Origin of the sequence: Rhodoferax saidenbachensis, from assembly GCF_001955715.1 — a bacterium.
Lineage (GTDB): Bacteria > Pseudomonadota > Gammaproteobacteria > Burkholderiales > Burkholderiaceae_C > Allorhodoferax > Allorhodoferax saidenbachensis.
Genome location: NZ_CP019239.1, coordinates 1 through 24,174, shown reverse-complemented (window position 1 = coordinate 24,174; position 24,174 = coordinate 1). Strand labels below are relative to the sequence as shown.

The window sequence follows — 24,174 nt, the reverse complement described above, 5'->3', positions numbered from 1 at the left end:
TAAGCCGGGTCAGCGGACGCCCGGCTGAGCCGTTGGAAGGTGACAAACCGCCACGTCTGGCGGTACGGGCCTCGCCCCTTTGCAACCATGAAAGTTTTGTCTCGCACATCCCGCACCCTGCTGGTACTGGCTACTGGCGCCATCGGTTTGTTGCCTCTGGCCCAGGCCAGTGACCTGTCTACCGTCCTCGGCGGGGGTGCAGGTGCTGCCGCCGGAGCGGTCATCGGCCAATCCATGGGTGGACGCAGTGGCGCGGTGATCGGTGGCGCCATTGGTGGTGCCACGGGTGCCGCCGTCAGCACACGCGGCTCAGGCCAACAAGGTGCGGTGCTGGGTGGTGCTGTCGGCGGTGCCGCAGGGGCGGCCGTAGGCCAGTCGGTCGGTGGACACACCGGTGCCGTGTTGGGTGCTGGCGTTGGTGGTGCCGCAGGCGCCAGTGTCGGCAAAGGCATGACCCAGCGGCAGCCGGTCTATGCGAGCGCGCCACGCGGCGACTATTACCGTGCCAGCTACCAGCCCGAGCGGCACTACGTGGTGGACCACCACCATGGTTTTGACAAACACCACCACAAGCACCACGGCCATGGGTATGGCCACGACAAGCACCGCCACTAAGCGTTAACTTAGGCGCGTAACGTGCGGCTAAAGAAGGCCAGCGTGCGCTCCCACGCCAGCTTGGCGGCGGGCGCATCAAAGCGCGGTGTGGTGTCGTTGTTGAAGCCGTGCTGGGTGCCTGCGTACTGGTGCGCGGTGTACGTCACACCTGCCGCCTTGAGGGCGGCTTCGTAGGCAGGCCAAGCGGCGTTGATGCGCTCGTCGACCGCCGCAAAATGGATCAACAAAGGGGCCTTGACCTTGGCGGCGTCCTCGGGTGCAGGCTGGTTGCCATAGAAGGGCACCGCCGCCGCGAGGGTGGGTAGGCGCACGGCCAGCGTGTGGGCCATGCCACCGCCATAACAAAAGCCCACGACGCCCAGCTTGCCGTTGCTCTGCGGCAAGCTTTGCACGAAGCCTGTGGCGGCAACAAAGTCTTCGCGGGTCTTGCTCTGGTCCAGTTTGGCAAACAGCTCACGGGCCTTGTCTTCGTCACCGGGGTAGCCACCCAGCGGGCTCAGGGCATCAGGCGCAAAGGCCAGGTAACCTTCCAATGCCAGGCGCCGGGCAATGTCTTCGATGTGCGGGTTGAGGCCGCGGTTTTCATGCACCACCAGCACGGTGGGCAACTTGCCTGTCGCGGCCGCGGGGCGCGCCAGATAGCCTTTGACCTTGCCGTAGCCGTTGGGGGAGGCAAACTCCAGCACCTCGGTGCGCACGCGCGCATCGTCTTTGGGTACCACCTGCCCCATCGCAAAATCGGGGCTCAGTGCGGCCAACAGGCCCACCGCAGTCACACCACCCACTGCAAACTTCTGCGCACGGTCCAGAAAACCGCGCCGGTCCAGCGTGCCATGCACATAGGCATCAAAGAGGATCAACAGTTCCTGGTCAAAGTCCTGGGCCGTTTTGCGTTGCATGGCGTAGTCTCCAAAAAGTTGCAGGATAGCCAGAACACCACCCGCCTGCATTAGGCGGGCGGGCAACAGGGCTATTGCGGCTGGGCCATCTCGCCGCCCAGCGCTTCGAGCAGGTCGGGGATCAGCTTGCTGAGTTCCCCGGTGGCAATCGCGGCATCTGCATCAAAACCGTCGTCCTTGCCATCGCCCGGCGAGGATGGCGCACCCTCAAACACCACATCCAGAAAAGCGATCTTCTTGAGCTGTAGCACCTCGGTCAACACAAAGGAAACGCGGTCGTCCCAGGTCATCGCCAAACGCGTGGGCACCTTGCCCATGGCAATGTGCTGGCTCACCTCATCGGTGTCCAGCGCATGGCGGGTGTAACGCACCACGGCCTTGGATTCGTCGGCTGCCTTGAGCTCACATTCGCGGTCCACACTAAAGCCCGCAGGCGCTTCGCGGCTGGAGAGCCAGCCGGACATGGCCGCGGCCGGTGAAATCTGCGTGTTGATGAGCTGCACTGCAAGCCCATCCACCGCCTTGACCAGGCAGGTCATGACCTCGTCAGCACGCGCCTGGCTGCCCGCGTCCAGCAACAACAAGCCGGCCTGGGGGTCTATCCAGACCTGCACAGAACCCTGCTTGGCAAAGGCCATGGGCAACAGGGCGTTGCGCGCGTCGTCACGCAGCTCGCGGGTTTCTTTCTTGCCCGGTTTACGCCCGGTGGTGGCGGTGATCTGCTCCACCTGCTCCTGCACGCGGCGTTTGACCACGGAGCCCGGCACCGCCTTGACCTCCACCATCAGTTTGAGCAGCCACTGGCCACCTACCACCTCAACCAGTGCGCCGTGGGCCTCGCCACGCGGCGCCACCCAGCCGACCGATTTTTCCTGCGAGGCACCGCATTCCACAAACCGCCCATCTTCCAGCGCTGCTTCCAGCGCTTCCACCGCCATGGTCCAGGGGGACACCATGCGGTACATCATCAAATTCTTGAACACACAACACCTTTTCTTTGCGAGGCCGTATTGTCAACGCTGCGCGCCAGATTTATTTCCTGAAACTTTACAAAGCATTGTTGGTGCGCAATCGGGCAGATACATACAACGGCCAAACTGACTCCCATCTGAATGCGATTCCCGCAGCAGAGCGACCTTTAAAAGGATGTCACCATGAAACCCGTTTTTAAATCTCTCGTGCTCGCCGGCCTGATGGCCAGCGCCGGATTCGCGGCCTATGCGCAGACCGCTCCCGCTGCCCCCGCAGGCACCCCACCCGCCCGCATGCAAGACGGTGGCCGCCACCGGATGGACCCGGCCAAGATGGAACAGATGATGGCCAAGCGCAGCGCCGAGCTGAAAGCCAAGCTGAAGATCACCACCGCCCAGGAAGGCGCCTGGACCGCGTTCACCACGGCCATGAAGCCACCAGCCCGCGACATGCAACCGCGCCCGGACCGCGCCGAACTGGCCAAACTCACCACACCCGAACGCATTGACAAAATGCGCGCATTGCGCGCCCAGCACACCAACGACATGAATGCGGCGATGGACAAACGCGACGAAGCCACCAAGACCTTTTATGCGAGTCTGAATGCCGAGCAGAAAAAAGTGTTTGACGACGAACATGCCCGCATGGGTGAACGCCACGGCCGTGAGCAGGGCGGGAAACGGGCTCACCCGGATGGCAAGCCCACCCAACCACTAGCCAAGCCGTAAGCGTAAGGCGCCCGCGCGGCGGGCTCAGGCCAACAGGGTCTTGAGCTCGCCGCTGGCGATGAGTTTTTCCACGTCTGTGGCGCCGCCAACCAGCGTGCCTTTGACAAACACCATGGGAAACGTGGGCCAGCCGGTCCATAGTTTCAGCGCGTTGCGTTTGCGCCAGGTGTTCAAGTAGCTACCGTACTCCAGGTACTGGTAGGCCACACCGGCCGCATCCAGCGCCTTGCGCGCGCGTTTGGGCATGGGGTTGATGCCCATACCGACCACCACCACCGCATTCGAAGCAACCGCAGCCTGCACCTCTTTGACGATGTCCTGCTCGTGGGTGGCAATACGCTCACGGATCGCGGGATGAATGCTCGATTCGGCAAGAACGGGACGGGGCATCAGAAAACTCCTGCAGGTCAAACGAACCATTATGCGCGGCACATCTGACGGTTGCGCCAAATCAACCCGCGCACCGCTCCGCGGCCCTACACTGGCAGGCATGGCCCACCGCGTCTCCCTGCCCACTGTGCGCAACGTCAACCTCTGGCAACCCCTGGTCTGGCTGGGCCTGGCTTGGCGTGACATGGCGCGCGCCGGCTGGGTCAGTGTGGCCCACGGCGTGGCCATGGCCCTTGCCGGCGCCGGCATCATTGCCGTGGCGCACGACCGCTTCTGGTTGCTGGCTGGCGCACTCTCCGGTTTTCTCGTGGTGGCTCCCATTCTGGCGACCAGCCTGTACGCACTGAGCCGCGCACTGGAACGCAAGGAAAACGCCGACGCCGGCGTGGTGCTGCGTACCTGGCTGTACTGGCAAAACAGCCACGGCAACAAATGGGGCAATGACTACTGGTGCCTGGTGCAGTTTGGCAGTCTTCTGGCGCTGGCCGCCACCGGCTGGGTGGTGACCTCGGCGGCATTGATCACCCTGCTGGCCCCCGTTCCCATCCAGACGCCGCTGGATTTTGTCCACCACGTGGTACTGGCCAAAGAGGGTTGGTTGTTTGAGCTGTGGCTGGCACTGGGCGGGGTGATGGCCGCGCCCATGTTTGCCTCCAGCGTTGTCGCCATTCCGCTGTTGCTGGACCGGCGTGTGAGCCTGCTTCAAGCCGTGTTGACAAGCTGGCAGGTGGTGCTGGCCAACCCCGGCCCCATGGCGCTGTGGGCGGCACTGATCATGGGTTTTACCCTGCTGGGTCTGGGCTCGCTGCTACTGGGCCTGATTCCGGTGATTCCCATGCTGGGCCATGCCAGCTGGCACGCCTACCGGGCACTGGTAGACACGCAGGACTTGCCCGAGCGGGCACCCCTGTCGTCCCCCTATGTGCGGAGCGGGGATCGCTGATGTTCGGCTTCTCGGAAGAACAGATTGCCAGCTTTGGCCTGAGCTTCGGCGTGGGCGGCTTCATGCTCTACATGCTGTTCATCATTGGCCAGTTGGCCTGGGAATCCAAGGCCGGCAAATTTGGCACCTTTGTGCTGTTTCTGGGCCTGGCTTTTGGCATGGTTGGCTTTCTGGCCAAAATGGTCATCCAATGGGTGCTGACCCGCTGACAAGCCACAAGACGGTACCGGTTGTGCAGGCCTAACGGGCCGGTTTGATGGCCCCACCGCGCTGCAACTCGCGCAAGGCCTTGTTCAGGCGGTCCACCACATCGCGTTTTTGCATGCTTTTGGCCACCGCAAAGTACAGCGGGTCACGTGCCAGCGGCTTGGGCAGCGCCACCAGTTCACTGCGTCTGGCCTGCAGACGGGGATGCTTCTTCACCAGATAGTCCAGCCCAGGCATGCCGTGGCCAATCACGGCCGCATGCAACTGGCCCAGCAACACCTTGTTCAGACGCTCCGACGGGTCGCTGTCGCGCTCCATCACAAACAACCCTGCATCGATGGCGGCATCCACATCCGCCCCGTAACTCACGCCGAGCCCGCCACCGACCGATTTGCCTTTCAGATCGGACAGGCTGCGAAAAGCAAAGCCTTGCCCCTTGCGCACCACCAACTGCAAATCGTTGTAGTACATGGGTTCAGAGAAATCGAAGCGTTCCTGGCGCTCCGGTGTCATCGACAGGCCGATGACGGCACCTTCGCCACGCTGGGCATGGTCGTATGCGCGTTTCCAGGGGTACAGGCGCACCTGGTATTCGTCGCCGGTCTTTTCGCTGATACGCCGCAGGAGATCGACCAGGGTCCCCGCCGGCTCCCCATGGAGCAGGTAGGTACCCGGTGCATAACCGTCGCCGCCAAACACCAGCAGGGTTTCTGCGCGCGCAGTACCCGACCACAGGCCCAGGCAGAGCAGCAACTGGGCAAATACACGCACGGTCATCTGCAGATCAACCCAAAGGCCGGATACCGATCAGCAGTCCATGCAGCCAGAAGGCAAATACGGCCCAGGCAACCCCACCTGCCAGCACTGTCAACAGCGTGCCACGCACCGTGCCTGCCGGGTACTGCGTACCCTGAGCCCGGTCACGTCGACGCGCGGCAATGAAACTGGCCGCGGCCCACGCCAGAAAACTGCCAAACAGCAGCACATGGGCCACATTGCCATTCGCCATCAAATGCGCCAGCGCCCAGGTCTTGATGCCCAACAGCAGAGGATGGTGAAAACGGGCCTTGATGCTGTTGCCAGGCACACAGGCTGCCGCCAGCAGCACAAAGGCAAGTAAGGTCAGCAGCGCCGCCAGATGGCGCATGCCCACCGGGGGAACCCATAGCTGGATGGGTGCCTCACGGGCCATGCCAAACCCCCAGACAACCAGGCCAAAACCCAGCAAGGACAGCAGACCGTGAACGGCGTGGTACAGCCGCTTCCCACTCCCGGCCAGGGTGCGGGTGCGCCAACCATCAGCCACGATGCGCACCGAATGCACACCCAGAAATATCAGCAGCCCCAGAACCAGTGTTGTCATGGCCAATGTCCTCGCAGATCAGGCACCCAGCACCCGGTTTTTGCCCGCGCGTTTGGCCAGGTACATGGCCTGGTCGGCCCGGCGGATCGCGTCACCACCACTCTCTTGGGGGGCCAGCTGTGCGACGCCAGCACTGAAGGTGATCAGTATCTTTTCTGTACCGGCCAGGAAAAACCGCTTCGTGAGTTCGCGCTGCAACCGTGTCATGGCCTCAATGCCCTTGTCCAGTGGTGTGTCGGGCATCAGGATGACAAATTCTTCACCGCCATAGCGTGCCAGGGTGTCCTGCGGTCGCATGCTTTCGCGCGCAACCGTCGCCAGATGGGCCAGTGCCGCGTCGCCTGTGGCGTGGCCCATGGTGTCGTTGAGTTTTTTGAAGTTATCAATGTCCAGCAAAGCCATGCACAAAGGCGTTTCCTTGCGCTTGACGGTGGACAACTCCCGCTCCATCGCCTCGTCCAGTCCTTTGCGGTTGAGCGTGCCGGTGAGAGTGTCATGGCGTGCCTGGGTGCTGACACGGTCCAGTTCCTGGTGCAGTTTGGCCACTTCGGCATCCGTTGCCATGGCACGTACACGCATGGCATGCAGTTCGTCGCGTGATTGCTTGCTGTCTTGTGCCATGCCGCGGGTTGCGCCTACCACATCCTTGAGGACAGGGGCAATTTCAGCCAGCGTCTTGGCTTGCTCGATCAGGCGTGCACTGCTTTCGAGTTTTTCGTAAAACACACCCGAAGACGATGCCATTTGCGACAGGCGGTCAATAAAAGCGGCCAACATTTCGCGCATCTCGTTTTGCGCCTGCACGGCCCGCTCTTTGGCATCTTTCTGCTTGAAGATGACATCCTTGAGACGGCGCTCCACATCGTCCAGGCGACGCAGCGTAAGCGGTGGTGTAGAGGCACTCATCAGTGCATCCATCTGACCTTTGAGCCACTGTTCGTCCAGGCTCAGATCTCCAATATTCTCAAAAACCAGGTGCAGCAGCTTGAGCAGCGCATCCTTGATTTCGGCCTGGTCCTCTGCCGCAAAGGACAGGCGGTGGCTGTAATTGACCAGCATCTGTTTGACGTTTGCCAGATCGGCACCTGGCTGGCGCAAGGCGGTCAGCAAGGCTTCTGTCTGTTCCGTAAAACGTACATCGTCGTTACCCAAAGCCGGTTGGGAATACTCGATCATGCGACCGATCTGCGCCATGAATTCAGCCGTCAATGCCGGTGCAGTGGCGCCACCAACTTCATCGTCCACAAGACTGATGGGTACGCCGGGCGTACCGTTTCCCGGTGGTGTAACAGGTACAAAACCACCGTAAGCCACCAATGCGGTTTTCACACCTTCCCAGTTCAACCGGTCAATGGCGTATTCCAGCAAACCACGCTGCTTTTGCTGGCCCGGTGTCTTGGTGGGCAAAGCCTTGGCAATGTCGCGCAAGGTGTCTGCCGGGAACGGCGGCATGTGGGGAATGCCCGCAATCTCGTTGTAGAGCGTCTGGTAATTGGAAGGGGTGGGAACCAGCTTGCGTGCAGTCAATTGCTTGAGTGTTTCGCGCGCAATTTCAAAAGGTTTTTTGTCACTCATGGCGATGCCAGAAAGGCCCTCACTGCAGCCACTGTTGTTTGCGGATCTTCTTCGTGGGGCACATGCCCCAGTTTGTCAAACACCACCAATTGCGAACCCGCAATGTCGCTTTCGAAGCGTTTTGCATTGTCCGGTGGAATCAAGCGGTCTTTGGCACCCCAGAGTATGAGGGTTGGCAGCTTGAGTGTCTTGATTTGTGCTTCATCACCACTGAAACGCTGCTCAAACCGCTTGGACAAAGCCTGGCGGTTACCGGCACGCAGCGTCATGTCGTAGTACCGGTCCACCAGATCAGGCGTCACCCTGGATGGATCCCCATAGACATTGCGCAAACTGCTCTGGATAACACCGCGCGGCAACACATGCTCCATCACACTGCGCACACCGGGCATACGCGCAATGCGAAAACCGATAGGAACGGAAACCGACTGGATCGGGTAACCCGCTGCATCCACCAGTACCAGCTTGCGGATGCGCTGGGGGTGGGCCACGGCCGTGGCCCAGGCAATCTGTCCACCCAGTGAATTGCCAGCCAGCACACAGGACTGAATGCCCAGCTTGTCGAGTACCGCCGTCACAAAACGCACGTAAGCCGCAATGGAATAGTCGTTTTCTGGGTTAGGACCGGTCAGACCAAAGGCCGGCAGATCGAAACGGATGACACGGCGTTGTTTTGTCAGATCCTGGGCCCAGCCATCCCAGGTGTGCAGGCTTGCCGAAGTACCGTGCAGCAGCACGATGGGGTTGGGGTCATTGCGTGGACCTTCATCCCGCAAATGCACTTGCATGCCAGCGACGTCAACAAACTGCGAGGGTGCAGGTGCCCAGCGCACGGACAATTCCTGCACTGATTTGTCCGGTGCCCAGGTCGCCACCACGCCGGCCAATGCAAAAACAAACAGGGCAACAACCAGGACGCCCACGATACGAAGTACAAGTTTCATGGATGGAACTCTACACGCCTCTTTCTGCGACTTGTCAAAGAATAACCCTGTGCATAGTTTTCGCATAAGCCAAGGCTTATCCACAGGACAACGCCCAAAACCAAAGTTATCCCTTTTCCGGGTACAGACCGGAAGCACCCTCGCGCACACCCTTCAAAAGTATGCAAGTCCTTGATTTGACAAATAAAAAGAGGCTTGTCCACAGCGCAGTGCTTCCCTTATCTACTACTACTATGCTTTAAATAAGAAAAAGAAGAGATAGAGAGAACAACTCCATCGTTCCAATTTATTTTTCTTCCGTTGTGGTCTGCCACAAACCCTTGCAAAGAAGCTGTGTGCCGCAGCCGTTTTGCCAGTGCAATCAAGTAAGATTTGCCGTTGCCGAAAAACGGCTTTCTCCCTGCCATTCCACCCGTCTCACCGCCCGTTTTACCTTCCATGCCCGTTTCTCCTGCAGCGCCATCCCAGAGCCGTGAGCCTGCATCTTTTGAAATCAAAAGCGCCCAACTGCCTTTGGTGGCCTTGCTCATCAAGACCGGGCAATGGGCGCAATTGGTGCGGGAACTGCAGCAGCAATTTGGCCCCGCGGGGGAAAGCCCGGATTTCTTCGACCACGATGCGCTGGTCCTCGATTTTTCCCAGCTACCCGCCGATACGCCGCCGCCGGACTGGAAACCTTTTTTGACCGAGCTGCGTGCCTGCCGCCTGGTGGCGGTGGCTGTGCGGGGTGCCAGCCCTGAATGGCTGGAATCTGCCAAGACCTTGGGCTTGGTCGAAGCACCTGCCGACACACCGCGAGCACGCACCAAAGTACACGCCACCGAGACCGTGGAAGTGGTCAAGGAAGTCGTGCACGAGGTGGTGCGTGAAGTGCCCGGCCCGGCCACCATGGTGGTCGACAAGCCGTTGCGTTCGGGTCAGAAAATTTATGCGCGGGGCGCGGATCTGGTGGTATTGGCCATGGTCAACCAGGGTGCGGAGGTGGTGGCCGATGGCAACATCCATGTCTACGCACCGCTGCGTGGCAAGGCCATGGCAGGTGCGCGTGGCAATACCAATGCGCGTATTTTTTCGCTGTGCCTGGAGCCCGAGCTGATTTCGATCGCCGGGGTCTACCGCACCAGTGAAAACAAGCTCGCACCCGATGTGCAAGGCAAAGCCGCCCAGGTGCGCCTGAGCAATGACGGACAGGACAAATTGATCATCGAACCGCTCAAGGTTTGATGGCCCGTATTTTTATTTGGAAAGACATTCACCCATGGCAAAAATCGTTGTAGTTACCTCCGGCAAAGGCGGCGTGGGCAAGACCACGACCAGTGCCAGTTTCGCAACCGGCCTGGCCCTGCGTGGCCACAAGACCGCTGTGATCGACTTTGACGTGGGCCTGCGCAATCTGGACCTGATCATGGGTTGCGAGCGCCGCGTGGTGTACGACCTGATCAACGTGATCCAGGGCGAGGCCAACTTGAACCAGGCACTCATCAAGGACAAGCAGTGCGACAACCTCTACGTGCTCGCTGCTTCGCAGACACGCGACAAGGATGCCCTCACGCAAGAAGGCGTCGAGAAGGTGCTCAATGACCTGAGCGCGATGGACTTTGAGTTCATCGTGTGCGACTCCCCTGCCGGCATTGAAACCGGTGCGCTGATGGCCATGCATTTTGCCGACGAAGCGCTGGTGGTGACCAATCCCGAAGTGTCTTCCGTGCGTGATTCGGACCGTATTTTGGGTATGCTGGCCAGCAAGACCAAACGTGCCATGACGGGTGCAGACCCGATCAAGGAACACCTGCTGATCACGCGTTACAACCCGGCCCGTGTGGATCAGGGCCAGATGCTGTCGCTCGAAGACATCCAGGACATCCTGCGTATCAAGCTCATCGGTGTGATTCCCGAGAGCGAATCGGTGTTGCAGGCGTCCAACCAAGGCGTGCCGGCTGTGCACATGCAGGGCAGCGATGTATCCGAGGCCTACAAGGATGTGATCGACCGTTTCCTCGGTGCTGACAAGCCCATGCGTTTCACAGAAGCGCCCAAACAAGGCTTGCTGAAACGCCTGTTCGGAGGGAAATAAGCCATGGCTTCCCTTCTGTCATTTTTTCTCGGTGAGAAGAAGTCCACGGCCAGCGTTGCCAAAGAACGCCTGTCCATTCTTCTGGCCCATGAGCGTTCCGGTCGCAATGCGGCGGAACCCGACTACCTGCCCGAACTCCAGCGTGAGCTGGTGGCGGTGATTAGCAAGTACGTCAAGATCAATCCCGCCGACATCAAGGTTATCCAGGGCCGCCAGGACAATCTGGAAACGCTGGAAGTCAAGATAGAGCTGCCCGACGGGCGCTAAGACACGCCGACCGTTGCGCAATCGCTATGGTATTCATAGCTGTTTGCGCATGTCCTGTGCGGGCTAGAGGCCTATTTGGCTTGTAATCAAGCCAGTGTCAAGCGCAGCAGCGTGATTTCGGATGGCGCACCAAACCGCTTGGGCGGACCCCAGTAGCCGGTGCCTCGGCTGGTGTAGACCCAGAGGTTGCGCAGCTTGTGCAACCCCGCAGTAAACGGCTGCTGGAACTTCACAAAATACATCCAGGGCCAGAACTGGCCGCCATGCGTGTGACCACTGAGCTGCAGGTCGAACCCCGCATCGGCCGCGGCGTCGGCGCTACGCGGCTGGTGGGCCAGCAGCAGTTTGAATCCTGCGGGCGCATCGGCCATCGCGGCCCGCGGGTCGCTGCGGTGGCCCTCGTCAAAGTGGTGGGCCGTGTAGTCGGCCACACCCGCCACCACCATGGTGGCACGCGCTGTGTCGCTGTGGTGGTCGATGACCACGTGTTCGTTCATCAGCACCGTCAGGCCCAGGCCGCGCAGTGCGTCTATCCAGCTGTGCGCGCCCGAGTAGTACTCGTGGTTGCCAGTGACAAAAAAGGTGCCGTGGGTGGAACGCAGGTTTGCGAGTGGCGCCACGTGCTGGTGCAGTTCTTTCACGCTGCCATCGACCAGATCACCGGTGATGGCCACCATGTGCGCATCCAGGCCGTTGATGCGCGCCACGATGCGTTGCAGGTACTGCGTCTTGATCGTGGGGCCTACATGTACATCGCTGATCTGTGCGACGGTAAAACCATGCAGCGCCGCGGGCAGGTTGGTTATAGGCACATCCACGCGAACCACCGCGGCAGTGCGCCGTGCATTCCAGAAACCCAGCACGGTGATCAGCAAAGCCAGGGGCGGCAGTGCCAGCGCCGTGTCGGTTTGCCAACTGGCCAGGTCGAAAACACCCGGCCACACCCAAGCACCCACGTGGGCCACCAGCAGCGCGGCCTCACGCACCAGGGTCAGCACAAACAGCGAAGAAAACAGGCCCATGCACAGCAAACCAGCCCATGTCAGCACCGTGGTCAGCGGCGGCCGCGCGACGCGGCGTGCCAGTACCCCCATGGGCATCAGCAAGGCCGACAAAGCCAGGCCCACCCAGAGTGCCCCGCCCAGTACCGGGGCTAGCAAAAATAAATCGGGCGCTACGCGCCAACCCACAAAAGCATGCAGGAACAGGGAAAGCAGATACACCGGGCCTAGGGCCATACAAGGGACCGCGCAAACCAGGTGCACGGCGTAGTGATAAACCTGTTAGATGGTGGGTAAAGGGTGGCGTTCAAGCCCTTGCGCCCTTTATGCCCGCTGAAAAGACTGGAAAGTGCTACCCACCAGCCCCTGGGCGTCAAACCGCTGTTCGGTGAATTCGACCTCGCCCGCGCCCAGCCGCACCACGCTGCTGGCGCGGGTGCCGTAATTTGGTGTGGCAATAAAGGCCGCAGACAAGGCGCGTTCCAGTTCCAGCGGCACACCGGTGCTGGGCAAGCTGGCGTCGGGCGCCAGCGCGCGGTCCTGCAGCAAGGCCTGCAGGCTGGGCGTATCGGTGTGCCCCGTGGTGATCTGCGTTTGCAGCCCGTTTTGCAGTGCCACCAGCTTGGGCCAGGGCGTCTGAAAGTCCGCATTCGACACGGCGCCCAAACCAGCAGACAGGGTCAGCACACGCGCACCGCGGCTCTCCAGCCCCAGCAGTTGCTGGCCGTCACACACCAGCAGGTTGAACGGGTTGTAGTCCGCTGCGCGGGCCTGTAACGTACCCAAGTAGTCAGCAGCGCTCAAAGAACTTTGTAGAAACCCAGCGACCAGTTCACCGCGTGAGGGTGTGCCAGCGCGTGCGCCGCCGGGCGTCCGGTAGTTGGTCAGTGCGGCCAGCCGCCCGTTGCGGCTCACGCCCAGCCAGGTGCCACCGGCCTGCAGGTCTTGGCCCGCGAGGATCTGGTCGCCCTCCCACCAGTGCAGCGCCGCGGCGGGCCGCGCGTAAAACTCGTCACGGTTGGCCAGCAGCAAAAGTGGGGTTGCACTGGCGGGCTGCCAGTTCCAGGCGATCAAACACATGGCTGTGGCTCAGGGTGCGGAGGCCACGGACAGCGCCGTTCTGTCCACCACGCGGCGCAGCACAAAACTGCTGTGCACGCCGGTCACGCCTTCAATGCGGGTCAGCTTGTTGAGCAGTAACGCCTGGTAGTGGTCCATATCGCGCACCGCCACCTTGATCTGGTAGTCCGCGTCCTGCCCGGTGATCAGCAGGCACTCCAATACCTCGGGCAACACGCTCACCGAGGCTTCAAAGTTGGCAAAACGCTCGGGGGTATGCCGATCCATGGAGATATGCACCAGCGCCATCAGGGAGAGCCCCAGCTTCTTGGCGTCCACCAGCGCGCGGTACCCGACGATCAGGCCTGATTCTTCGAGCGCCCGCACCCGGCGCAGGCAGGGCGATGGCGACAGGCCAATGCGGTCGGCCAGATCCTGGTTGTTGATGCGCCCCTCTACCTGCAAAACTTCGAGGATTTGCTGGTCATAACGGTCCAGTTGCATGTTTGTGCCTTGAAATTACGTTGTTTAGGCAGAGTATGCCAAAAACAGACCGAATGTGCGCAATAACGCAATTGTCTGCCGGGTGGTTCTATCTACACTGGAGTCCTCTGTTACCCACAGTGCACAGCAACACCGGCTACCCGCCAGACGTTGCGCCAACCGGCCTCACAAGGGCTGGCTCTGCAAAGTCCCAGCCCCGGGCGTACCCTCCGCCCGGGCCTCACTTGGACTGCAATCTGCCCCTAACGCCCCTCGACAAACGCCACCATCATGCGTGCCACATCGAGCCCGTCATGGCCATCGGCCAGGCTGGCCAGGCTGTTGGCGTGTTTCTCCGCGCCCAGAAGGTCCTTGCGCTTGTTGATCAGGTAGGCGCTGATGCCGGTAACGAACTCCGGGTGCGGCTGGATGCAAAACACCCGGTCGTCCACCGCGTAGGCCGCCACCGGGCAAAACGCATTGCTGGCCAGCAGCGTGGCCCCGGGTGGCAACTCAAACACCTGGTCCTGGTGGCTGGCCAGCAGGTTGATCTGGGCCGTGCCTGCGGAGGCGGTGGCCTGGGGTGCGTGGGGCAGATGCGTGCCGTGCCAGTCATAGGTCATGCGCCCGGCGCCCCAGCCTTGCGGTGCGCGCCCCACCGGGGCGCCCAGGCACAGCCCGATGAGCTGGTGGCCAAAACACACGCCCAGCAGCTTCTTGTCGGTCTGCAGCAAGGATTCCACACAGGCGCGCAGGCGCAGCACCCAGGGCTCTTGCGAAAACGAATCGGCCCGGCTACCGGTCAGCAGCACGGCGTCGTACGCATCAAAGGATTCCGGGTATTCGCCGCGCATGGTGTTGAAGGTGGACAGGGTCCAGTGGTGGGCGCCCACCTCTTCAAAAAGCCGCTCAAACAGGGCAGCAAAACCCGAGTAGGACTGCGCCAGCTCGCCCTCCAGGATGTCGTTCTCAAGAATGCACAGTTTCATGTGCCTGATTTTCGCAGTTTTGCGGGTTTATGCGGATTTGTGCCATGCGTGTTACATTAGCGGGGTCGCTTCTGGCGATTGGCCGTGTCCGCGCTCTTTAGCGCAAACATACCCGCCCCTGGCAGAGGGGCCGCCAATCCAGCCCCAACTGAGTGTTTATGCGGTTCGCTACCGCCCTCTCACGGCCCCCGCGATGTTTCTCTCTTTTTCTGCACAAGCCCCTGCCGTGGTACGTGCGTTTGACCTTTTTAATGATTCATAACAACAAGATTTCGACACTGTCACCAGTCACCATAGGCAAGTACCGCATCGCGGCCTGCCCCCGTCCGCTGGTTAGCGGCCGTTTTGTCGCCCAGGTTTCCATCGCCAGCGGACGCGGTAGCGCGTCCACAGACCGCGTAATGCGCTTTCACGACGACTTTCCCACACTGGATGCTGCGGCGCACTACGCCATGGCACAGGGCATCGATTGGGTGCACGCCACCACAACCACACGCCCGCAATAAATATTCAACAGATACCAACTAGGATCACACCATGGCCAAAGAAGACCTGATTGAGATGATGGGCGTTGTCAACGAAGTGCTGCCAGACACGCGTTTTCGCGTGACGCTGGACAACGGGCACCAGTTGATTGCTTACTCCGCCGGCAAGATGCGCAAGAACCACATCCGCATCCTGGCGGGTGACCGCGTGTCGCTGGAGTTGTCGCCTTACGACCTGTCCAAGGGCCGTATCAACTTCCGCCACATCGAAGGCCGCGGACCTATGGTTCCGCGGACCCCACGCTAATCTTGCTTTAGCGCAAAGCCTGCCACGCATAACGCGGCAGGCTTTTTTCAATGTTTTAAACGCCTCTGGCGCACGGCCTGAGCCAATTGCGCCAGCACCGGCACGGTCTGCGCCATGCTGATGCAAGCGTCCGTGACCGACACACCATGTTTCAGCGGCGTACCCGGCACGATGTCCTGGCGCCCCTCTTGCAGATGGCTCTCAATCATGATGCCGGTAATACGCGCATCGCCTGCGGCAATCTGCTGCGCCACATCCTCCGCCACCACAATCTGCCGCGCATGCTGTTTGCTGCTGTTGGCATGGCTCACATCCACCATCACCTGTTCACGCAGGCCTGCCGCCTTCAATAACGCGCAGGCCGCATCTACATCCGCACCCGAATAGTTCGGCTGTTTGCCGCCGCGCAAAATCACGTGGCAATCGTCATTGCCACGTGTCTCAAAAATCGCCGCCTGGCCCATCTTGGTCATACCCATGAACGCGTGGGCACCCTGTGCGGCCTGGATCGCGTCGGTGGCTACCTTGATGCCGCCGTCCGTGCCGTTCTTGAAACCCACGGGGCACGACAGTCCACTGGCCAGTTGCCGGTGGCTCTGGCTTTCGGTGGTACGCGCGCCGATGGCGCCCCAGCTCACCAGTTCGCTGATGAACTGCGGGCTCAGCAGATCCAGAAACTCGGTGCCCGCGGGCAGGCCCAGCGCCAGCACGTCCAGCAACAGGCGGCGCGCCATCTCCAGTCCTTCGTTGATGGCAAAGCTGTCGTCCAGGTGCGGGTCGTTGATATAGCCCTTCCAGCCCACCGTGGTACGCGGCTTCTCGAAGTACACCCGCATCACCACGAGCAAATCGTCCTTGAGTGCGTCCGCCTGCTCCTTCAAAGCGCGCGCGTATTCTATCGCCTGGTCATGGTCGTGGATGGAGCACGGGCCGACCACGACGACCAGACGGTCGTCCTGGCCATGCAGCACGCGCGAGATCGCCGCACGGCTGCTTTCCACCAGCGCCTGCGCCGCATCGGGCACAGGCAGTTTTTCTTCCAGCAGCGCGGGCGTGATCAGCGGGCGCACGGCGCCGATGCGCACATCATCAATGCGGGTGGTGTCGTGGGTGGTAAGGGGGGCGGCAATGGTCGAAGTCATACTATGAATTTTATAGCTGCTTGCGCACACCCCATGAGGCGCAAAGGGCAATTCTTGCCCCAATCGGGGCAAACCCGGTGGGCGGTCTATATCGCCTCCCATGGTTGAGCTCCACGGTGCTGCCACGGCCCAAGACAGTTTATGTGCGCCTCTCAAAGGAAACCGAATCACGCAAAACTGGCTTTGTATGTCACAGGATCAAGGTTGCAAAATTGATCGAGAGCACCGTGAAGCGCAAAAAGACGCGGAGTCTTTCGAAACTCGAATAGGCGGTAGAGGTGGAACTGCTCTTTGGCACCTTTGGACAGAGCCAGCTCACCTCTTGAGACAAAAAATGGCGTGTCGCGGCCAAACGTCGTTGTCTTGACTTCGATCAGACGCTCTCTTCCATCGGAATCGAACGATAAAACGTCATAGCCAAGCCCATCCCCTTTGGACTGCGAAACGTGTTCAACGCGGTCGGCGAGCCGCTGTTGTCCCAGTTCCATCAAACGCCAGTGTTCGTACAAGACAACAAATTCTTCGCCCGCCAATCCCAGAGAGCGGTTTCTAGCTTCGCGCTCAAAGTAATCACGCTTGGTGGCCTTGAATTGCATGGGTTGAATGGCCTCTGAAACCTGGAGCTGTTTTTTGGGTGCATCGGACTTCACTTTTGCAAAATCCGTTTGTCGTGGCGCAATGGCGGGTTGCTCTACGGCAGCAAGCGCAACTTGATCTAGCGTTGTCTTGCTACGAATTTGAGCTTCTACAGTGTCTGCTAGCAGTGCTTGGTAGTTGGATCGGGGTTGATACCCACGGATGTAGGGGAAGCCAAGGTCAATCATGGCCGCGCTGATATTGCTGTGCTTGAACTCTATAGATGCGTCCGAGCGGTTGTTGAGTTTGCGTTGCAGCTGTCGACGATGTTCTGTCTTGTTGTAGCTTTGACCGGCAAGCTCCAGAGTCAGCATTTGCAGGTAGTCCGCAATAATGGCTTCGACTTCTTCACGTGACCAATCCATAGCAACTCCGGGCAACAACTGTAAATACCGCAGGCCACCATCTTATGGCCACTTTCGCGGGCAGTCTCTTTGTGAGCCCCGTCTACACCAACCCGTGCTGCTCCATCACCTCGCGCCAGGCAGCCAGCTTGCGCGCAAAGCTCCAACTGGCGTTGGCCGGGCTGGTGCTGGGGAGTTTGTAGACCGGGACGCCCAGCGTTTGTGTGTGATGGGCGTGTTTGAAACTCTCGCCTCCGTTATGGGCGATGGCGGCGAGCTTGGGTAGCTGCAAAGCCGCAATGTCGTTGGCTACGGCATTGCGGATGGCCGTATCCAGGCTTCCCTCGCGTTCGCAGCTCGCATACACATCCCACACGCCCAAGCCGCGTTCCAGCAGCCACGCGCTACGCTTTTCATAGCTGGTCGCGCTGATGTCCAAAGGGCCGGATGGCCAAATGGCCTGCAGAATCTTCCAGAGTTGGTTCTGCGGGTGGCCGTAATACTGCTGCGCCTGCAGCGAACGTACGCCCGGAAAACTGCCCAAAATCAACACCCGCGTGGCCGGTGACACCAGTGGCGCCAGCCCGACCAGGCGTGTGCTCGCCATGCGTGCCTCTCGCCTACTTGGTGGTGGCCAGGATCTTGCGCGCCTGCGCGATGCCGCCGACGTTCTCGGCCTTGGTGAAACCCAGGTCCTTGAGGGTGTTCAGGGCTTTGCCGCTGAGCACACCGGACTGGCAGTACAGCAGCACCTTGTCGTCTTTGGTCACGCCGGCCTTGGCCAGCCCTTGGGCAATGGCGCCGTGTTCGATGTTGATGGCGCCCTCCACATGTCCCGCGGCGTACTCCTGCGGCGTGCGCACGTCGACCACGACGTCTTTGGCGTGCGCGCCCAGTGTGGCCAGGGCCAGCAGGCCGGAGATCAGCAGTGTTTTCATACGGTACCCTTTCAGTTCGCTCCTGAATCAGGAGCAGATTGCGCATATCCCATGCGGGCTAGAGCCCTATTTCATGCAGAAACTGCGGCGGTAAAGGCAATTTCCAGCAGGTAGTCGGGGCTGGCCATCTCGGCGCTCACGCAGGCGCGCGCCGGGGCGCAGCCCTCGGGCAACCAGGCTTGCCACACGGCGTTGAACGCTGCGCGGTCGGCCATGTGTTTGAGGTAGATGGTGGCCATCAGCAGGTGCTGCTTGCCAGAGCTCGCCAGTGCCAGCGTGCGCTCGGCCTGGGCCAGCAGGGCCTGCGTCTGGCTGGTGATGTCGGTGCCGCTCTCGGGCACCTCGACAAAGTAGGCCATGCCGTCGTGCACCACGGCGTCGGACCATTGGGCCTGCGCGTTGATGCGGGTAATGCCTTCAGACATCGATGTTGCCAGCGCGCAAGGCATTGGTTTCGATGAACTCGCGGCGTGGTTCCACTTCGTCACCCATCAGCATGGTGAACACGCGGTCGGCCTCGATGGCGTCATCGATCTGCACCTTGAGCAGACGGCGCACCGTCGGGTCCATCGTGGTTTCCCACAGCTGGGATGGGTTCATTTCACCCAGACCCTTGTAGCGCTGGCGGCTGGTGCCGTTCTCGGCTTGCGTGATCAACCAGGCCATGGCTTCGCGGAAGTCGTTGACCTTTTCTTCCTTCTGGCGCTCGCCCTCGCCGCGCATCACGCGCGCGCCTTCGGACAGCAAGCCCTTGAAGGTGTTGGCGGCTTCGGCCAGCGATGCGTAATCCGCACCGTGCACAAAGTCTTGTGTCAGCACGCTGCTCTTCACGTTGCCGTGGTGGCGGCGGCTGATGCGCAGAATCGGCTTGTCGGTGCGGGCATCGAACTCGCCGACCACTTCGGCGTCGGGCAGTCGGGCTTGCAGCGCAGCGGCAGACACTTCGGCGTCGGCCACCGTGTCCAGGTTCAGTGCCACACCATCGGCGACAGAGCGCAGGGCTTCGGCGTCCATGAAGTTTTTCAGGCGCGCGATCACGGCCTGTGCGACCTGGTGCTTGCGCGCCAGTTCAGACAAGGTCTCGCCGGAAATCGTGGTGCCGTTGGGGCCACCAGTGAACACCGATGCGTTAACCAGCGCGATGCGCAGCAGGAAGTTGTCCAGATCGCCCGCGCCTTGCAGGTACAGCTCTTCCTTGCCGGCCTTGACCTTGTACAGCGGCGGCTGCGCAATGTAGATGTGGCCGCGCTCGACCAGCTCGGGCATTTGGCGGTAGAAGAAAGTCAACAGCAGCGTGCGGATGTGGGCGCCGTCCACGTCGGCATCGGTCATGATAATGATGCGGTGGTAACGCAGCTTGGCGACGTTGAAGTCGTCATTGCCGGTAGAGCCACCGGCCTTGCCAATGCCGGTACCGAGCGCGGTGATCAGCGTCAGAATTTCGTTGCTGGTCAAAAGCTTTTCGTAGCGCGCTTTTTCCACGTTCAGAATCTTGCCGCGCAGCGGCAGGATTGCCTGGAACTTGCGGTCGCGGCCTTGCTTGGCAGAACCACCGGCGGAGTCACCCTCGACGATGTAGATTTCGCACATCGCCGGGTCTTTCTCCTGGCAGTCGGCCAGCTTGCCGGGCAGGCCCATACCGTCCAGCACACCTTTGCGGCGTGTCATGTCGCGGGCCTTGCGCGCGGCTTCACGGGCGCGTGCGGCTTCGATGATTTTGCCGACGATGATCTTGGCGTCGTTCGGGCGTTCCTGCAGGTAGTCGGCCAGCAGCTTGGACACGATGTCTTCCACCGGGCCGCGCACCTCAGACGAGACCAGCTTGTCTTTGGTCTGGCTTGAGAACTTGGGCTCGGGTACCTTGACGGACAGCACGCAGCACAGGCCTTCGCGCATGTCGTCACCGGTGACTTCGACCTTGGCTTTTTTGGCCAGCTCGGAGTCGTCGATGTACTTGTTGATCACGCGGGTCATCGCGGTGCGCAGGCCGGTCAGGTGGGTACCACCGTCACGCTGGGGAATGTTGTTGGTGAAGCACAGCACCTGCTCGTTGAAGCCGCTGTTCCACTGCATGGCCACTTCCACACCAATGTTGGTGCCCTGGTCGCTCTGGCGGTCACCCATGGCATGGAAGATGTTGGGGTTCAACACCGTCTTGCCTTTGTTGATGAAGTTCACAAAGCCTTGCACACCACCGGCGCCGGAGAAGTCGTCTTCTTTGCCACTGCGCTCGTCTTTCAGGCGAATCTTCACGCCATTGTTCAGGAAGCTGAGTTCACGCAGACGTTTGGAGAGGATTTCGTAGTGGAAATCGTTGTTCTCTTTGAAGATTTCGGTGTCGGGCAAGAAGTGCACTTCGGTGCCGCGCTTTTCGGTCTCGCCAATCACCTTCATGGGCGACACTTCAATGCCGTTCACGGTCTCGACGATGCGGTTTTGCACAAAGCCTTTGCTGAACTCCATCACGTGCACTTTGCCGTCGCGGCGAATGGTCAGGCGCAGCATCTTGGACAGCGCGTTCACGCAGGAAACACCGACGCCGTGCAAACCACCGGACACCTTGTAGCTGTTCTGGTTGAACTTGCCACCCGCGTGCAACTCGGTCAGCGCGATTTCAGCCGCTGAGCGCTTGGGCTCGTGTTTGTCATCCATCTTCACGCCGGTCGGAATGCCCCGGCCGTTGTCGACGACGCTGATGGAATTGTCGGAGTGGATCGTGACCAGGATGTCGTCGCAATGGCCTGCCAGCGATTCATCGATGGAGTTGTCGACCACTTCGAACACCAGGTGGTGCAGGCCGGTGCCGTCGGAGGTGTCACCGATGTACATGCCAGGGCGCTTGCGCACCGCTTCCAGGCCTTCCAGAATCTGGATCGAGCCTTCGCCATAGGCTTCGGTCGCACCGGCCTGGTTGGTATCGATGGTGGGTTGGAAGTTGGAACTGTCCGAGCCGCCCTCACCCGTGTGGACGGATGCGTCGTTATTGGGGGTTGGAACAGGTTTGTTTTCTTCAGACATGGCGTACTTCTCTAACGATTTCTCAAACTCTTCAATGACCAAACCCCCGGAGACCGGGGGTTTGATTGCGTAAGCAGCTACTGTTTTTGTAGCGTTAAATTCTCATCGGCATCACCACGTACTTGAACGTGGCGTTGTCGGGGATGGTGAACAGTGCCGAGCTGTTGCCGTCGGACAGTTCCAGCTTGACCATGTCTTGGCTCATATTGGCCAGTGCGTCGATCAGGTAGGTCACGTTGAAACCGATCTCGATGCTGTCGCCGCCGTAGTCGATGTCCAGCTCGTCCACCGCTTCTTCCTGCTCGGCATTGTTGGACGCAACGCGCAGGCTGCCCGGATCAATGTTCAGGCGCACGCCCTTGAACTTGTCGCTGGTCAGAATCGCTGTGCGTTGCAGCGTAGCCAAGAGCGCGGTGCGGCCCAGCGTGATGCTGTTCTTGTGGTTCTTGGGGATCACGCGGTTGTAGTCGGGGAACTTGCCCTCGACCAGTTTGGTCACAAACTCCATACCGTCAAAGGTGAACTTGGCCTGGTTGTTGGCGAATTGCATTTCAATCGCGCCTTCGGCATCCGACAGCAATCGCTGCAGTTCGATCACGGTCTTGCGCGGCAGGATGACTTCTTGTTTGGGCACTTCGACATCGAGTGTGGCGGAGGCAAACGCCAGCCGGTGGCCGTCGGTGGCGACCAGGCTCAACTGCTTGCCTTCAGCCACAAACAAAATACCGTTGAGGTAGTAACGGATGTCATGCACAGCCATGGCAAACGCCACTTGGCCCAGCAGGTCTTTCAGTGTTTTTTGCGGCACGCTGAACACGGGGCCAAAGTTGGCCGACTCTTGCACCAGCGGGAAGTCTTCGGCTTGCAGGGTCTGCAGCGTGAACTTGCTCTTGCCGCCTTTGAGGATGATCTTGTTCTGGCTGGACTCCAGCGACACGGTCTGGTCGGCCGGCATGGTGCGCAGGATGTCGATCAGCTTGCGTGCACCGATGGTGGTGGTGAAGTTGCCCGTGTCACCGCCCAGTTCGGCGGTGGTGCGGATCTGTATTTCCAGATCGCTGGTGGTCAGCTGCAGCGAGGTGCCGGTTTTGCGCACCAGCACGTTGGCCAGGATAGGCAGGGTATGGCGGCGCTCCACAATGCCCGCCACCGATTGCAGAACGGAGAGAACCTTGTCCTGTGTTGCCTTCAAAACGATCATGTCAGCCTCTTTTGGATATCTGTCTGGGCGGTGGATGCTCCCCGTCCCCGTGTTTTGTGTAAATCACGCCATTTTCCCCTTTTTTGCCAGCTTCCTGAGGGGTAAAGGCACTTGTTTTTGCATTCCGCCGTAATCAGCCTTTGAGGGTTTGCTCCAGCACGTGGAGCTGCTGGTTCAGCTCGGTCATTTGCTGGCGCTCACCGCCAATTTTGCGCACCGCATGCAGCACCGTGGTGTGGTCGCGCCCGCCAAACAATTCTCCGATTTCCGGAAGGCTCTTTTGTGTCAGTTCCTTGGCCAGGTACATCGCGATCTGACGCGGGCGGGCAATGCTGGCTGGGCGCTTCTTGGAATACATGTCGGCGACCTTGATCTTGTAGTAGTCGGCCACCGTTTTCTGGATGTTTTCCACCGAAATCTGCCGGTTCTGGATGGACAGCAGGTCACGCAACGCCTCGCGGGCCAGGGCGATGGAGATCTCCTTCTGGTTGAAGCGCGAATAGGCCAGGATCTTACGCAACGCGCCTTCGAGCTCACGCACGTTGGAGCGCACGTTCTTGGCGACGAAGAAAGCCACTTCCTCAGGCATCTCCGAGCCTTCGACCCGGGCCTTGTTGATCAGAATCGCCACCCGCATTTCCAACTCGGGCGGCTCGATGGCCACCGTCAGACCGGAGTCGAACCGGGAAACCAGGCGTTCGTGGATGTCCGCCAGTCCCTTGGGATAGGTGTCGCTGGTCATCACGATGTGCGACTTTTTGGCCAGCAGGGCCTCAAAGGCGTTAAAGAACTCTTCCTGTGTGCGGTCTTTGTTGGCAAAGAACTGCACATCGTCGATCAACAATAAATCCAGAGAGTGGTAGCGGTCCTTGAATTCGTCGAAAGTCTTGCGCTGGTAGGCCTTAACCACATCCGATACAAATTGTTCTGCATGGATGTAGAGAACTTTGCTTCCGGGCTTGTCGGCAAGTAAGCGATTACCAACGGCGTGCATCAAGTGGGTTTTCCCCAGGCCGACGCCGCCGTAGATGAACAGGGGGTTGTACAAATGCCCTGGCATGGTGGCTACATGCATGGCGGCTGCGCGGGCCATGCGGTTGGCGGTACCCTCCACCAGGTTCTCAAACGTGAGCATGGCGTTCAGGCGATTCTTGGGTCCACTGTGGCCCCGGTCTTCCCCAAATTCAGGGCTTTCTTCGGCCGCAATCGCCTCGACCAGCTTTGGAGAGGAGGCAGTACGTACGGGGGTATCTCTGGGAGTGATCGCTAACTCAACTTGTACTGGCTGGCCATACATCTTCTCCAGCATGGAGGCAATACGGCTGCTGTATTGGGCACGCACCCAATCCAGTTTGAAGCGGTTGGCCACAAAGATGGTGACCTTGGACATGTCCTCCAGCACCTGCGCGCTGAGGGGTTTGATCCAGGTGTTGAATTGTTGTTCTGGCAGCTCTTGTGCCAGTTGGTCCATGCAGCTCTGCCATAGGCTCTGGCCTATGTCCAGGCCGGTGGGGTCGGAGAGTTTGGGGTGGTGTCCCTCGGTCATTTTTATGGTCAGCTTCTGTGGATAGTTATGAATTGCTGTGCCGCGGAT

General features: G+C 60.2%; 29 protein-coding genes. 9 read left to right on the top strand and 20 right to left on the bottom strand.

The genetic code is table 11. The features are described from left to right. The first annotated feature begins 87 nt into the window (after positions 1-87). Positions 88-615: a glycine zipper domain-containing protein gene (locus tag RS694_RS00140; RefSeq protein ID WP_029706280.1), complete on the top strand. Its 528-nt coding sequence runs from the start codon at positions 88-90 to the stop codon at positions 613-615. Between the two features lie 8 nt (positions 616-623). On the opposite strand, the gene RS694_RS00135 is transcribed toward RS694_RS00140, so the two are convergent. Then, complete coding sequence (locus tag RS694_RS00135; protein WP_029706278.1) at positions 624-1,514, bottom strand: dienelactone hydrolase family protein; 891 nt, start codon at positions 1,512-1,514, stop codon at positions 624-626. A gap of 71 nt (positions 1,515-1,585) precedes the next feature. Beyond that, positions 1,586-2,497 (bottom strand): recombination-associated protein RdgC, encoded by a 912-nt coding sequence (locus tag RS694_RS00130; RefSeq protein WP_037246650.1) that lies wholly within the window; start codon positions 2,495-2,497, stop codon positions 1,586-1,588. 171 nt (positions 2,498-2,668) lie between these two features. Here RS694_RS00130 and RS694_RS00125 point away from each other — a divergent pair, with 171 nt between their 5' ends. After that, positions 2,669-3,214 (top strand): Spy/CpxP family protein refolding chaperone, encoded by a 546-nt coding sequence (locus RS694_RS00125; protein ID WP_076069181.1) that lies wholly within the window; start codon positions 2,669-2,671, stop codon positions 3,212-3,214. Between the two features lie 24 nt (positions 3,215-3,238). On the opposite strand, the gene RS694_RS00120 is transcribed toward RS694_RS00125, so the two are convergent. Next, complete coding sequence (locus tag RS694_RS00120) at positions 3,239-3,604, bottom strand: glutaredoxin (protein ID WP_029705547.1); 366 nt, start codon at positions 3,602-3,604, stop codon at positions 3,239-3,241. Between the two features lie 100 nt (positions 3,605-3,704). On the opposite strand from RS694_RS00120, the gene RS694_RS00115 reads away from it, so the two are divergent. Together RS694_RS00115 and RS694_RS00110 are read left to right on the top strand one after the other, a co-directional pair. Continuing rightward, positions 3,705-4,547: a DUF2189 domain-containing protein gene (locus RS694_RS00115; protein ID WP_037246305.1), complete on the top strand. Its 843-nt coding sequence runs from the start codon at positions 3,705-3,707 to the stop codon at positions 4,545-4,547. Next, a complete protein-coding gene (locus RS694_RS00110) occupies positions 4,547-4,756 on the top strand; it encodes a DUF2788 domain-containing protein (RefSeq protein WP_029705563.1) in 210 nt (69 codons plus the stop codon). The genes RS694_RS00115 and RS694_RS00110 overlap by 1 nt, the downstream gene beginning before the upstream one ends. Before the next feature lie 31 nt (positions 4,757-4,787). Here the strand turns inward: RS694_RS00110 and RS694_RS00105 are convergent, their stop codons facing one another. The 5 genes from RS694_RS00105 to RS694_RS20320 all read right to left on the bottom strand — a co-directional run bounded on the left by RS694_RS00105 (position 4,788) and on the right by RS694_RS20320 (position 9,076). Next, positions 4,788-5,531 carry a substrate-binding periplasmic protein gene (locus RS694_RS00105; protein WP_029705565.1) on the bottom strand — a complete coding sequence of 248 codons (744 nt, stop codon included), beginning with the start codon at positions 5,529-5,531 and terminating at the stop codon, positions 4,788-4,790. Positions 5,532-5,538: 7 nt separating this feature from the next. Beyond that, entirely contained in the window at positions 5,539-6,117 is a 579-nt protein-coding gene (locus RS694_RS00100) for an NnrU family protein (RefSeq protein ID WP_029705568.1), read from the bottom strand. An 18-nt stretch (positions 6,118-6,135) separates the two neighbouring features. Beyond that, a complete protein-coding gene (locus RS694_RS00095; protein ID WP_029705570.1) occupies positions 6,136-7,692 on the bottom strand; it encodes a GGDEF domain-containing protein in 1,557 nt (518 codons plus the stop codon). Then, positions 7,689-8,636 carry an alpha/beta fold hydrolase gene (locus RS694_RS00090; protein ID WP_029705573.1) on the bottom strand — a complete coding sequence of 316 codons (948 nt, stop codon included), beginning with the start codon at positions 8,634-8,636 and terminating at the stop codon, positions 7,689-7,691. The genes RS694_RS00095 and RS694_RS00090 overlap by 4 nt, the downstream gene beginning before the upstream one ends. 218 nt (positions 8,637-8,854) lie before the next feature. After that, complete coding sequence (locus RS694_RS20320; protein WP_152528747.1) at positions 8,855-9,076, bottom strand: hypothetical protein; 222 nt, start codon at positions 9,074-9,076, stop codon at positions 8,855-8,857. Between RS694_RS20320 and minC the strand changes: the two genes are divergently transcribed. Genes minC through minE form a run of 3 tightly spaced genes read left to right on the top strand, consistent with a single transcriptional unit; the run spans position 9,075 to position 10,977 of the window. After that, on the top strand, positions 9,075-9,860 hold the full coding sequence (minC, locus tag RS694_RS00085) for a septum site-determining protein MinC (RefSeq protein WP_029705575.1): 786 nt from the start codon (positions 9,075-9,077) through the stop codon (positions 9,858-9,860). The genes RS694_RS20320 and minC overlap by 2 nt on opposite strands. Positions 9,861-9,894: 34 nt before the next feature. Further along, positions 9,895-10,710 (top strand): septum site-determining protein MinD, encoded by an 816-nt coding sequence (gene minD / locus RS694_RS00080; protein WP_029705577.1) that lies wholly within the window; start codon positions 9,895-9,897, stop codon positions 10,708-10,710. 3 nt (positions 10,711-10,713) lie between these two features. Continuing rightward, on the top strand, positions 10,714-10,977 hold the full coding sequence (gene minE / locus RS694_RS00075; protein ID WP_029705579.1) for a cell division topological specificity factor MinE: 264 nt from the start codon (positions 10,714-10,716) through the stop codon (positions 10,975-10,977). 86 nt (positions 10,978-11,063) lie between these two features. Here the strand turns inward: minE and RS694_RS00070 are convergent, their stop codons facing one another. The 4 genes from RS694_RS00070 to RS694_RS00055 all read right to left on the bottom strand — a co-directional run bounded on the left by RS694_RS00070 (position 11,064) and on the right by RS694_RS00055 (position 14,509). After that, positions 11,064-12,215: a metallophosphoesterase gene (locus RS694_RS00070; RefSeq protein ID WP_029705581.1), complete on the bottom strand. Its 1,152-nt coding sequence runs from the start codon at positions 12,213-12,215 to the stop codon at positions 11,064-11,066. A gap of 87 nt (positions 12,216-12,302) precedes the next feature. Beyond that, complete coding sequence (locus tag RS694_RS00065; protein WP_029705583.1) at positions 12,303-13,058, bottom strand: NRDE family protein; 756 nt, start codon at positions 13,056-13,058, stop codon at positions 12,303-12,305. Between the two features lie 9 nt (positions 13,059-13,067). Then, a complete protein-coding gene (locus tag RS694_RS00060; RefSeq protein WP_029705584.1) occupies positions 13,068-13,541 on the bottom strand; it encodes an Lrp/AsnC family transcriptional regulator in 474 nt (157 codons plus the stop codon). Between the two features lie 242 nt (positions 13,542-13,783). After that, complete coding sequence (locus tag RS694_RS00055) at positions 13,784-14,509, bottom strand: glutamine amidotransferase-related protein (RefSeq protein WP_029705586.1); 726 nt, start codon at positions 14,507-14,509, stop codon at positions 13,784-13,786. Positions 14,510-14,760: 251 nt separating this feature from the next. Here RS694_RS00055 and RS694_RS00050 point away from each other — a divergent pair, with 251 nt between their 5' ends. Then, positions 14,761-15,015, top strand: coding sequence for a hypothetical protein (locus RS694_RS00050; RefSeq protein WP_037246309.1), 255 nt, complete (start codon positions 14,761-14,763; stop codon positions 15,013-15,015). A 31-nt stretch (positions 15,016-15,046) separates the two neighbouring features. Further along, the gene (gene infA, locus RS694_RS00045; RefSeq protein ID WP_029705590.1) at positions 15,047-15,301 is read left to right on the top strand and encodes a translation initiation factor IF-1; all 255 of its coding nucleotides are present in this window, start codon (positions 15,047-15,049) and stop codon (positions 15,299-15,301) included. Positions 15,302-15,348: 47 nt separating this feature from the next. Here the strand turns inward: infA and RS694_RS00040 are convergent, their stop codons facing one another. From RS694_RS00040 to dnaA, 8 genes are all read right to left on the bottom strand, one after another. Continuing rightward, positions 15,349-16,443, bottom strand: a complete 1,095-nt coding sequence (locus tag RS694_RS00040) for a 3-deoxy-7-phosphoheptulonate synthase (protein WP_029705592.1) — start codon at positions 16,441-16,443, stop codon at positions 15,349-15,351. Positions 16,444-16,610: 167 nt separating this feature from the next. Further along, a complete protein-coding gene (locus RS694_RS00035) occupies positions 16,611-17,444 on the bottom strand; it encodes a protein NO VEIN domain-containing protein (protein ID WP_174407676.1) in 834 nt (277 codons plus the stop codon). A gap of 82 nt (positions 17,445-17,526) precedes the next feature. Beyond that, positions 17,527-18,030, bottom strand: a complete 504-nt coding sequence (locus tag RS694_RS00030; RefSeq protein ID WP_029705596.1) for a DNA-deoxyinosine glycosylase — start codon at positions 18,028-18,030, stop codon at positions 17,527-17,529. Between the two features lie 13 nt (positions 18,031-18,043). Next, positions 18,044-18,361 carry a rhodanese-like domain-containing protein gene (locus RS694_RS00025; RefSeq protein WP_029705597.1) on the bottom strand — a complete coding sequence of 106 codons (318 nt, stop codon included), beginning with the start codon at positions 18,359-18,361 and terminating at the stop codon, positions 18,044-18,046. A gap of 71 nt (positions 18,362-18,432) precedes the next feature. Then, entirely contained in the window at positions 18,433-18,786 is a 354-nt protein-coding gene (locus tag RS694_RS00020; RefSeq protein ID WP_029705599.1) for a RidA family protein, read from the bottom strand. Beyond that, positions 18,779-21,379, bottom strand: coding sequence for a DNA topoisomerase (ATP-hydrolyzing) subunit B (gene gyrB / locus RS694_RS00015; protein WP_029705601.1), 2,601 nt, complete (start codon positions 21,377-21,379; stop codon positions 18,779-18,781). The genes RS694_RS00020 and gyrB overlap by 8 nt, the downstream gene beginning before the upstream one ends. Before the next feature lie 94 nt (positions 21,380-21,473). Continuing rightward, positions 21,474-22,580, bottom strand: a complete 1,107-nt coding sequence (dnaN, locus tag RS694_RS00010) for a DNA polymerase III subunit beta (RefSeq protein ID WP_029705602.1) — start codon at positions 22,578-22,580, stop codon at positions 21,474-21,476. Positions 22,581-22,713: 133 nt separating this feature from the next. Beyond that, positions 22,714-24,126 (bottom strand): chromosomal replication initiator protein DnaA, encoded by a 1,413-nt coding sequence (gene dnaA / locus RS694_RS00005; RefSeq protein ID WP_051391644.1) that lies wholly within the window; start codon positions 24,124-24,126, stop codon positions 22,714-22,716. Between the last annotated feature and the right edge of the window lie 48 nt (positions 24,127-24,174).